At 72.4% G+C, this 8,918-nt stretch carries 10 protein-coding genes and 1 pseudogene; 3 read left to right on the top strand and 8 right to left on the bottom strand.

The genetic code is table 11. The features are described from left to right. Nucleotides 1-390 (bottom strand): annotated as a pseudogene (locus C4U03_RS17980) (hypothetical protein); the annotation flags it as partial. Between the two features lie 226 nt (nucleotides 391-616). Here C4U03_RS17980 and C4U03_RS17975 point away from each other — a divergent pair. Continuing rightward, nucleotides 617-1,285, top strand: a complete 669-nt coding sequence (locus C4U03_RS17975; protein WP_235017944.1) for a DUF305 domain-containing protein — start codon at nucleotides 617-619, stop codon at nucleotides 1,283-1,285. 37 nt (nucleotides 1,286-1,322) lie between these two features. Here the strand turns inward: C4U03_RS17975 and C4U03_RS17970 are convergent, their stop codons facing one another. Beyond that, complete coding sequence (locus C4U03_RS17970) at nucleotides 1,323-2,180, bottom strand: LLM class F420-dependent oxidoreductase (RefSeq protein WP_103938947.1); 858 nt, start codon at nucleotides 2,178-2,180, stop codon at nucleotides 1,323-1,325. Nucleotides 2,181-2,282: 102 nt separating this feature from the next. Here C4U03_RS17970 and C4U03_RS17965 point away from each other — a divergent pair, with 102 nt between their 5' ends. Then, on the top strand, nucleotides 2,283-2,675 hold the full coding sequence (locus C4U03_RS17965) for a MerR family transcriptional regulator (RefSeq protein WP_103938946.1): 393 nt from the start codon (nucleotides 2,283-2,285) through the stop codon (nucleotides 2,673-2,675). On the opposite strand, the gene C4U03_RS17960 is transcribed toward C4U03_RS17965, so the two are convergent. Genes C4U03_RS17960 through C4U03_RS17935 form a run of 6 tightly spaced genes read right to left on the bottom strand, consistent with a single transcriptional unit; the run spans nucleotide 2,624 to nucleotide 7,074 of the window. Next, entirely contained in the window at nucleotides 2,624-3,391 is a 768-nt protein-coding gene (locus C4U03_RS17960) for an urease accessory protein UreD (RefSeq protein ID WP_103938945.1), read from the bottom strand. The genes C4U03_RS17965 and C4U03_RS17960 overlap by 52 nt on opposite strands. Then, a complete protein-coding gene (ureG, locus tag C4U03_RS17955; protein WP_103938944.1) occupies nucleotides 3,388-4,050 on the bottom strand; it encodes an urease accessory protein UreG in 663 nt (220 codons plus the stop codon). The genes C4U03_RS17960 and ureG overlap by 4 nt, the downstream gene beginning before the upstream one ends. Before the next feature lie 19 nt (nucleotides 4,051-4,069). Then, nucleotides 4,070-4,735, bottom strand: a complete 666-nt coding sequence (locus C4U03_RS17950) for an urease accessory protein UreF (RefSeq protein WP_103938943.1) — start codon at nucleotides 4,733-4,735, stop codon at nucleotides 4,070-4,072. Further along, nucleotides 4,735-6,471 carry an urease subunit alpha gene (locus tag C4U03_RS17945; RefSeq protein WP_103938942.1) on the bottom strand — a complete coding sequence of 579 codons (1,737 nt, stop codon included), beginning with the start codon at nucleotides 6,469-6,471 and terminating at the stop codon, nucleotides 4,735-4,737. Before C4U03_RS17945 ends, C4U03_RS17950 begins: the two co-directional genes overlap by 1 nt. Beyond that, nucleotides 6,464-6,775: an urease subunit beta gene (locus tag C4U03_RS17940; protein ID WP_103938941.1), complete on the bottom strand. Its 312-nt coding sequence runs from the start codon at nucleotides 6,773-6,775 to the stop codon at nucleotides 6,464-6,466. The genes C4U03_RS17945 and C4U03_RS17940 overlap by 8 nt, the downstream gene beginning before the upstream one ends. Further along, a complete protein-coding gene (locus C4U03_RS17935) occupies nucleotides 6,772-7,074 on the bottom strand; it encodes an urease subunit gamma (protein WP_103938940.1) in 303 nt (100 codons plus the stop codon). Before C4U03_RS17935 ends, C4U03_RS17940 begins: the two co-directional genes overlap by 4 nt. 230 nt (nucleotides 7,075-7,304) lie before the next feature. Between C4U03_RS17935 and C4U03_RS17930 the strand changes: the two genes are divergently transcribed. Continuing rightward, nucleotides 7,305-8,912: a flavin monoamine oxidase family protein gene (locus tag C4U03_RS17930; protein ID WP_235017943.1), complete on the top strand. Its 1,608-nt coding sequence runs from the start codon at nucleotides 7,305-7,307 to the stop codon at nucleotides 8,910-8,912. Nucleotides 8,913-8,918: the final 6 nt, after the last annotated feature.

Below are 8,918 nucleotides of genomic sequence, written 5' to 3'. Positions count from 1 at the left end.
CTCCCAGGCGGTCGGGTCGGTGACCGGCTTGGAGGTGCTCTGGCAGGAGTCGTCGCTGCGCGAGGAGTCGGTGGACAGGAACAGCAGGTTCCCGGAGACCGAGATGTCGTTCTGCGAGCCGACGCAGTTCACCTGGGTGACGACCGAAGGCTCGCCGGGCTTGGCGATGTTGTAGACGGTGAACCCGTTGTAGTTGCCCGCGAAGGCGTAGTCGCCCTGGAAGGCCAGGTCGGAGTTGAGCGCGGCTTCGCTGGCGAACGTCCCCTGCTTGGGGATGTTCGCCAGGTGCTGCATGTTGGGGCTTTTGACGATCTCGTCGACCCCCGGGACGTCGGCGGCGGCGGGCCCGGCGGCCACCAATCCCGACAGTGCCAGCACGAGACCGGTCAACGTGCCGACGATGGCCCGTCGCGCGGATCTCCGTGTGAGGGCAGGTGTCACGCTGTGCTCCTTCACAGACTCCCCCGATGACAGTGGACGCCCGGAGTATTTCTTGAGGTGTCGGATTCCGCCACCCCTTTGTCCACTTGTGAGCATGTTGATACCGGGATGCCTTTTGCGACGAGTCGTCCACTCGGTACCGTCCCGTCGTCGGGACACGAAGGAGTGGGGAAGCTTGAGCGGACAGCGATGGGCCGGCCTCGGAATTGCTTTCGCCCTGGTCAGCGGACTGCTGGTCGGGTGCAGCGGGGAGGAGGAGCCGGCCGCGGCGCCCAAGGCCACGGTGATCGCGCCGGGCCGGCCGGGTGAGCCGAACAAGACGATCACGGCGGGACCGACTTCGGCCAAGCCGCCCACGGCGGCCGAGATCACCTTCGTCCAGATGATGATCCCGCACCACCAGCAGGCGCTGGAGATGTCCGTGCTGGCGCCCAAGCAGGCGTCGGACGCCAAGGTCAAGTCGCTGGCCGAGCGGATCGACGTCTCCCAGGGGGCGGAGATCTCCGTCATGCAGTCGTGGTTGCGCAGACAGCCCGGCGGCCGGCCCGGCGGCGGGCACGGTGGGCACGGCGGGCACGGGGCGCCCTCGGCGGCCGCCTCGCACGCCGGCATGCCCGGCATGGCCACCCCCGAGGAGATGGCCCGGCTACAGGCCGCCCAGGGGGAGGAGTTCGACCGGCTCTACCTCACCTTGATGATCAAGCACCACGAGGGCGCCCTGACGATGGCCAACGACGTGCTGTCCAAGGACGGCACCGACGTGACCGTGCAGGAACTGGCCAAGGACGTGCTGACCACCCAGCGGGCGGAGATCGTCCGGATGCGCGACCTGCTGCGCGAGTGAGTCGGGCGGTCGTGGGCACGGCCGCCCGGCGCCCTCGTCAGGCGGCCCTGCCCACCTGCTCGCGGACGTGGGCCAGCACGCCGGTCACCTTGTCGGCCTGGCGGGCGGAGAAGATGACGTGGTCGGCGCCCTGCTCGGCGAGCGTGCCGACCTGGTCGACGACCTGGTCCACCGAGGCGCCCGCCTCCAGGACGGCCAGCACGGTCTTCTCGATCTCCTCGTACGGACGCTTCTCCCGCTCGCAGTGCTCGCGCAGCACCTTCAGCTTGTGCGGCAGTTCCGGGGAGGCGAACAGGTTGCAGGCGTCGGCGTACTTGGCCACCAGCCGCAGCGTCTTCTTCTCCCCGCCACCGCCGATGAGGATGGGCGGGTGCGGGCGTTGCAGCGACTGCGGCGAGTTCAGCGGGCGCTCCAGCGTGAAGTGCCGGCCCTGGTAGGGGCTCTCGTCGCCCTCCCACATCCGCAGGGCGATCTGCAGCGTCTCCTCCAGCCGCTCGAACCGCTCGGCGGTCGGCGGGAAGGGCAGGCCCAGGCCGCGCGCCTCCTCCTCGTACCAGCCCGCCCCGATGCCGAGCCAGGCCCGGCCGCCCGACAGCACGTCCAGCGTGGTGACCGTCTTCACCAGCACCCCGGGATGCCGGTAGATCACGCCGGTGACCATCGTGCCCAGGGTGATCTGCTCGGTCAGGGCGGCCGCGTACGCCAGCGCGCCGTAACCCTCCGGCATCGGCTGCTCGGCCGGTCCCACCATGCCGATCTGGAAGAAGTGGTCCATCACCCACAGGCTGTCGAGCCCGGCCTGGTCGGCGTCCCTGGCGACACGGGCGAACGCCGGACCGATCTGCTCGGTGCCGCCGGAGAAGTCGAAGGCGGGCACCTGAATGCCGATTCGCATGGATTCCTCGTCCTCTTGCGTCGGGTCTTGCGTCGGGTCGGTATCCACCGTCCAGCCTGGTACCTGGAGCGCGCTCCAGGTCAAATCCGGCATCCTGGCGGGATGAACTTTTACTCTCCGGCCCAGGCGTCCCAGCGGTCCGGCTTCAGCCTCGACACGCTGCGCTACTACGAGAAGATCGGGCTGCTGGCCGGCGTGGCGCGCGACAGCGCGGGCCGCCGCCGCTTCAGCGACGACGACCTGACCTGGCTGCGCCTGCTGCGCTGTCTGCGCGACACCGGCATGCCGATCGCCGAGATGCTGCGCTACACCGAGCTCGCCCGGGCGGGGGAGCACACGGCCGCCGAGCGCAGGGCCCTGCTGGAGGAGCACGACCGGCGGGTGGCCGAGCAGATCGACCTGCTGAGCCGCCAGCGTGAGCACATCCAGTGGAAGATCGGCATCTACCGCGAACTGACCGCCCCGGCCCCCGCCGCCGACCCCGTCTCCGCCTGACGGGCCAGCGCCTCGCCCTCGTCCAGGCGGCGGCGCAGCGTCGCCGAGTCCGCGGCCAGCGCGGTGACCAGCACGCCGGGGCCGGCCAGCGGCAGCACCGCCAGCCCGTCGCCGGCGTGCGCCCGCGGGACGGGCAGGCCCGGACCGGCCAGCAGGACGGAGCCGACCGCCGTGGCACCGCCGAGCACGGCGCCGCTGCGGACGGCCGCCTCCTCGTCCAGGCACAGTTCGTGGCGCAGCAGCGGGACGCCGCCGACCGTCACGTCGAGGCGGCCGGTGTGCCGTCCGGGCTGCTCGCCGTGCCGGCCGAGGATCAGCTCCTCCCGCCAGCGCAGCGCGGCCCCCTCGGCGAGGTCGATCCCGGCCAGCGCCCGGTGCCGGGACCCGGCGGCCGCCACGGTCGGCTCCGGCGCGAAGTCCAGGCACCCGCCCGCGCCGACCCACGCCCGCACGGTGAGGCGGGACTCCCCGGCGCCGGGCAGCGCCAGCGTGCTCGCCGCCGACCGCACCGCCAGCCGCGCGCCCGGCCCGACCTCCAGGTCCAGCGTCAGCTCGTCCCCGCCCAGCGGCCCGGCCGCCGCGCCCACCAGGTAGAGCGCGTCCGGGGTCTCGCGCAGCGCCAGCGGGCCGTCCGAACGCAGCCGGGTCAGCCGCGTCCGCCCGTCCGGCCCGAGTTCGGCGCTCACCCCGGCGTGGGCCGCGTACCGTCGCGTCATCCCACGGGATGCCGGTGGTGGATCAGCCCGCGCACCCAGTCGGCCACCGCCGGCGCGCCCGGCTCTTCACGCAGGGAGGTGAACAGGACGGGGCGGTCGCCGCGCACCGCCGCCGCGTCCCGGGCCATCACCGCCAGGTCCGCGCCGACCAGCGGCGCCAGATCGGTCTTGTTGATCACCAGCAGGTCGGAGGTGGTGACGCCGGGGCCGCCCTTGCGCGGCACCTTGTCCCCGCCGGAGACGTCCAGCACGAAGATCTGCCGGTCCACCAGGCCCCGGCTGAACGTGGCGGTCAGGTTGTCGCCGCCGCTCTCCACGATCACCAGGTCCAGCGGCCCGTGCCGGTGCTCCAGCGCCTCGACGGCGTCGAGGTTGGCGGAGATGTCATCGCGGATCGCGGTGTGCGGGCAGCAGCCGGTCCGCACCGCGCTGATCCGGTCGTCGGACAGCACCGCGGCCCGGCGTAGGAAGTCGGCGTCCTCGGTGGTGTAGATGTCGTTGGTCACCACGGCCAGCGACAGCTCCGCGCGCAGCGTCCGGCACAGCGCGGCGGTCAGTGCGGTCTTGCCGCTGCCGACCGGGCCGCCGATGCCCAGCCGCAGCGCCCGGCCGCCGGTGTCCGGGGCGGTGTGCGGGTCGTCGCCGTGAAAGGCACCCAAAGCAGTTCCTCCAGCGGGGTCAGGATTCGAACAGGCGCAGGTCGGCGTGCAGATGAAGCTCGGCGTACAGGTCCAGCAGCGGCGCCGAGGCAGCGGGCAGGTCCGCCGGGTCACCGGTCGCATACCCGGCCGCCCGCACCGCGACCGCGTCGATGTGTGGCGCCAGGCCCGCCAGCGCCCGGTGGACGGCCAGCGGGTCCAGCCCCAGCAGCCGGACGGCCGCCGACGCCGGGCCGGTCACCGCCCCGTACGCCGCGATCGCCGCCGCCTCGCCGGGCCCGCCCCCGGCCACAGCGGTCGTCGCGCCGAGCACGATCGGATGGTGCGGCCCGGCCTCGGCGACGGCCGACAGCGCCTCCAGCCCCGCGTTCGGCCAGGCGGTGCGCACCGCCCGCAGCAGCGAACGGCCCTGGGCCCGGGACGCCTGCCGCTGGGCGGGGGAGGGGGTCCGCGCGTCGGCCTCCCGGTCGAGGCGGACCCAGCCGCCGCTGCCGCCCGCGCAGGCCGCGGCCGCCAGGGCGGCGGTGACCAGGCCGGTGGTGGCCAGCCGCCCGCGTAGGAAGCCGGTGAGCCCGGCCACGTCGGTGACCGCCCCGGCGGAGGCGGCCGGCTCCAGCCCTCCGGAGTGGGCGTGCGCGCCCGCGGGCAGCCGCGAGTCGGCCAGCAGGAGCAGTCCGGCGTCCATCAGAACAGGAAGTAGCGCTGGGCCATCGGCAGCTCGGTCGCCGGGGCGGGCTCGACCTCGTCGCCGTCGATGGTGACGGTGAAGGTGTCGGGGTCCACCTCGATCCGCGGCAGCGCGTCGTTCAGCGGCATGTCGGCCTTGCCGATCCGCCGGGTGTCCTTGACCGGCACCAGCGCCCGCCGCACCGCGACCTTCTCGGCCAACCCGTCGTCCACCGCCGCCTGCGACACGAAGTGCAGCGACGTCCCGGCGGCCACCGCCGGCGCGGCCCCGAACATGGGGCGGGGCAGCACCGGCTGCGGGGTCGGGATGGAGGCGTTGGCGTCGCCCATCGCCGCCCATGCGATCACGCCGCCCTTGACCACCACGGCGGGCCGCACCCCGAAGAACGCCGGGTCCCACAGGACCAGGTCGGCCAGCTTGCCCGGCTCCACCGAGCCGATCTCGCCGTCTAGGCCGTGCGCGATCGCCGGGTTGATCGTGTACTTGGCCACGTACCGGCGGGCCCGCAGGTTGTCGGCGGGTTCTGGGGAACGCGTGCCGTTGCCCCACGACAGCACGCCCCGGCGGGCCTTCATGACGTGCGCGGTCTGCCAGGTGCGGATGACCGTCTCGCCGATCCGGCCCATCGCCTGCGAGTCCGAGCCGATCATCGAGATCGCGCCCAGGTCGTGCAGCACGTCCTCGGCCGCCATGGTGGTCGGGCGGATCCGCGACTCGGCGAACGCCAGATCCTCGGGCACCGACGGGTTGAGATGGTGGCACACCATCAGCATGTCCAGGTGCTCGTCGAGGGTGTTGACGGTGTGCGGCCGGGTCGGGTTGGTCGAGGACGGCAGCACGTTGGGGTGCGCGGCGACCGTGATGATGTCGGGCGCGTGCCCGCCGCCGGCCCCCTCGGTGTGGTAGGCGTGGATCGACCGGCCGGCGATCGCCGCCAGCGTCGACTCCACGTACCCGGCCTCGTTGAGGGTGTCCGAATGCAGCGCCACCTGCACCCCGGAGGCGTCGGCCACCTTCAGGCAGGCGTCGATCGCGGCGGGCGTGGACCCCCAGTCCTCGTGCAGCTTGAACCCGGATGCCCCGGCGCGCAGCTGCTCCCACAGCGCCTCGGCCGACACCGTGTTGCCCTTGCCCAGCAGCGCCACGTTGACCGGCCAGGAGTCCAGCGCCTCCAGCATCCGGTGCAGGTACCAGGCGCCGGTCACCGTGGTGGCCCTGGTGCCCTCGGCAGGGCCGGTGCCGCCGCCCAGGATCGTGGTGACCCCGGCGCCCAGCGCCTCCTCCAGCAACTGCGGGCAGATCAGGTGGACGTGCGAGTCGACCGCCCCGGCGGTCAAGATCCTGCCGTTGCCCGCCAGCACCTCGGTGGACGGCCCGATCACCAGGTCCGGATGCACCCCGTCCATGGTGTCGGGGTTGCCGGCCTTGCCGAGCGCCGCGATCCGGCCGTCGCGGATCCCCACGTCGGCCTTGACGATCCCCCAGTGGTCCAGCACCACCGCACCGGTGATCACCAGGTCGACCGCGCCCTCGGCGCGGGTCGTGCGGGCCTGGCCCATCGACTCGCGGATCACCTTGCCGCCGCCGAACACCGCCTCGTCACCGGCCCCGGCCGCCCCCCGGGAGCGGTCCTCGGTCACCTCGATGAACAGGTCGGTGTCGGCCAGCCGAATCCGGTCGCCCACGGTCGGCCCGAACAGCGCCGCGTACCGGGCGCGGGAAAGCTCAGTCATCGAGTGCTCCGGCGCTCTCGGCGCGCAGGCCGGGCACCACGCGGCGGCCGGCCAGGGGGACGAGGGAGACCTCCCGGGTGATCCCGGGCTCGAACCGCACGGCGGTGCCCGCCGGGACGTCCAGCCGGCGTCCCCAGGCGGCCTCGCGGTCGAACTCCAGCGCGGGGTTGGCCACCGCGAAGTGGTAGTGCGACCCGACCTGAACCGGGCGGTCCCCGGTGTTGACCACGGTCACCGCCACCCGCTCGCGTCCCGGGTTCAGCTCCACCGGGCCCTCGCCGGGCACCACCTCGCCCGGGATCACGGGATCGGCCTGTGCACGGTGACGAGCTTGGTGCCGTCCGGGAACGTGGCCTCGATCTGGACCGAGTCCAGCATCTCCGGGACGCCCTCCATCACGTCGTCCCGGGTGAGCACGGTACGGCCGGCCTCCATCAGCTCGGCCACCCCCCGCCCGTCCCTGGCACCCTCCAGCACGTACGCCGCGATGATCGCGGTGGCTTCCGGATGGTTGAGCCGCAGTCCGCGCGCCCGCCGCTCCCGGGCCACCTGCGCGGCCACATGGATCAGCAGTCGTTCCTGCTCATGTGGGGTGATCAGCACCTGCTCGACGCTAGTGCCCCGAAGCCGCACCACAACGCCCCGGTTGCGGATTTAACTGCGAATTAACGAACGATCTCGATGGGGGCGCCGCCGGGGAAGGGGGCCGGTGACTGGCCTCGGGTTCCGTGGCCGAGGTGGTGATCTTTTGGTAACGCGCCCCTTACGGGCTCGCATTTTGGGCGAAATGGGACAGTCCGAGACTCCGGGCGTCGAGATCTTGGAGGTGTCCCTTGCCGACGAGGGAACAACAGCAGGGATACAGCCGGCGCTCCTTCCTCACCCGGGTGGGCGCGACCGGCGGCGCGGGCGCGATGTTCGCCACCATGGGAGCGCTGGGATTGGCGCCCTCGGCGGAGGCCGCGACCAAGGTGCCCTTCCAGCCGCCGAGCCCTTCGGACTTCCGGCTGCGCGGCCGGGGCGCCGCGAAGGTGCTGGTCCTGGGGGCGGGTGTGGCCGGGCTGGCCGCCGCCTACGAGCTGGGCAAGGCCGGATACGACTGCACGATCCTGGAGGCCCAGGACCGGGTCGGCGGGCGCAACCGCACGCTGCGGGGCGGCGACCGGCTGGCGGAGATGGGCGGCGCCACCCAGCGCGTCCGGTTCAGCGACGGCCAGTACATGAACGCCGGGCCCGCCCGTATCGCGCAGTGGATGACCACCATGGACTACTGCCGCGAACTGGGCGTCCCGCTGGAGGTCTTCACCAACTCCAACGCCGAGGCCCTCATCTACAACGAGTCGGCCGGTATGAAGGCCCCAGTCAAATGGCGCACCGCCAAGGCGGACGTGTTCGGCTACATCTCCGAACTGCTCGCCAAGGCCACCGACCAGGGCGCCCTGGACCAGCGGCTCACCGCCACCGACAAGGAACGGCTGCTGTCGTTCCTGTCCGGCTTCGGCGCGATCGGTTCTAAGACCAGTGGCTACGCCTACACCGGCACCGACCGGCGCGGTTACACCGTCGACCCGGGGGCCGGACATCAGGCGGGCACCCCCCTGGGGCCGCCACCGTCGCTGTCGGAGGTGCTGGCCAGCGGCGTCGGCCGGTCATTCTCCTTCGAGTTCGGCTACAGCCAGGCGATGCTGATGTTCCAGCCCGTCGGCGGCATGGACGCCATCCCCAGGGCGCTGGCCAGGGCGGTCGGCCACGGAAAGATCAAGACCGGCGCCAAAGTCACCAAGATCACCAACCTGGCGAGCGGGGTGCGGGTCGAGTACGTCGCCGGCGGCCGCACCAAGGTCGCCGAGGCCGACTATGTGATCGCCACGCTGCCGCCGAACATCCTCGCCAAGATCCCGCACAACCTGGGCGCCGGAGTCCAGGCGGCGCTGTCCACCCCGGTCCCGGCCGCCACCGGGAAGATCGGGCTGGAGTACCGCAGCCGCTGGTGGGAGCTGGAGGACAACATCTACGGCGGCATCACCAACACCGACCTGGACCTGGCCACCATCTGGTACCCGTCCTACGGCTACAACGACCGCCGCGGGCTGCTCATCGGCTACTACAACTTCGGCGCCGCCGCCGACACATACGCGGCCATGACCCACGAACAGCGGCTCACGAGGGCGCTCAACCAGGGCGCCAAGATCCACGGGGACAAGTACCGCAAGGACATCGCGGCGTCAGTGTCCATCGCCTGGAAGCGGCAGGAGCACATCGAGGGCGGCTGGATCAGCTGGCCCTCCCGGGGCGCCGAGTACAAGCTGCTCAACGAGGCCCAGGGCAACGTCTACTACTGCGGCGACTGGCTCAGCTATGAGATCGCCTGGCAGCACGGCTCCTTCGAGTCGGCCCGCAAGGTCGTGTCCGAGCTCCACCAGCGAGTGCTGAAGTCCTAGAGGGGA

This window comes from Thermomonospora echinospora (assembly GCF_900108175.1).
In the GTDB taxonomy this organism is placed as follows: domain Bacteria; phylum Actinomycetota; class Actinomycetes; order Streptosporangiales; family Streptosporangiaceae; genus Thermomonospora; species Thermomonospora echinospora.
This window is presented reverse-complemented; position numbering and strand designations above follow the sequence as displayed.

Excerpts from the sequence above, each read along its gene's own strand:
- C4U03_RS17970 (WP_103938947.1), bottom strand. The coding sequence starts at position 2,180 with ATGCGAATCGGCATTCAGGTGCCCGCCTTCGACTTCTCCGGCGGCACC.
- C4U03_RS17965 (WP_103938946.1), top strand. The coding sequence starts at position 2,283 with ATGAACTTTTACTCTCCGGCCCAGGCGTCCCAGCGGTCCGGCTTCAGC.
- C4U03_RS17960 (WP_103938945.1), bottom strand. The coding sequence starts at position 3,391 with ATGACGCGACGGTACGCGGCCCACGCCGGGGTGAGCGCCGAACTCGGG.
- C4U03_RS17950 (WP_103938943.1), bottom strand. The coding sequence starts at position 4,735 with ATGGACGCCGGACTGCTCCTGCTGGCCGACTCGCGGCTGCCCGCGGGC.
- C4U03_RS17945 (WP_103938942.1), bottom strand. The coding sequence starts at position 6,471 with ATGACTGAGCTTTCCCGCGCCCGGTACGCGGCGCTGTTCGGGCCGACC.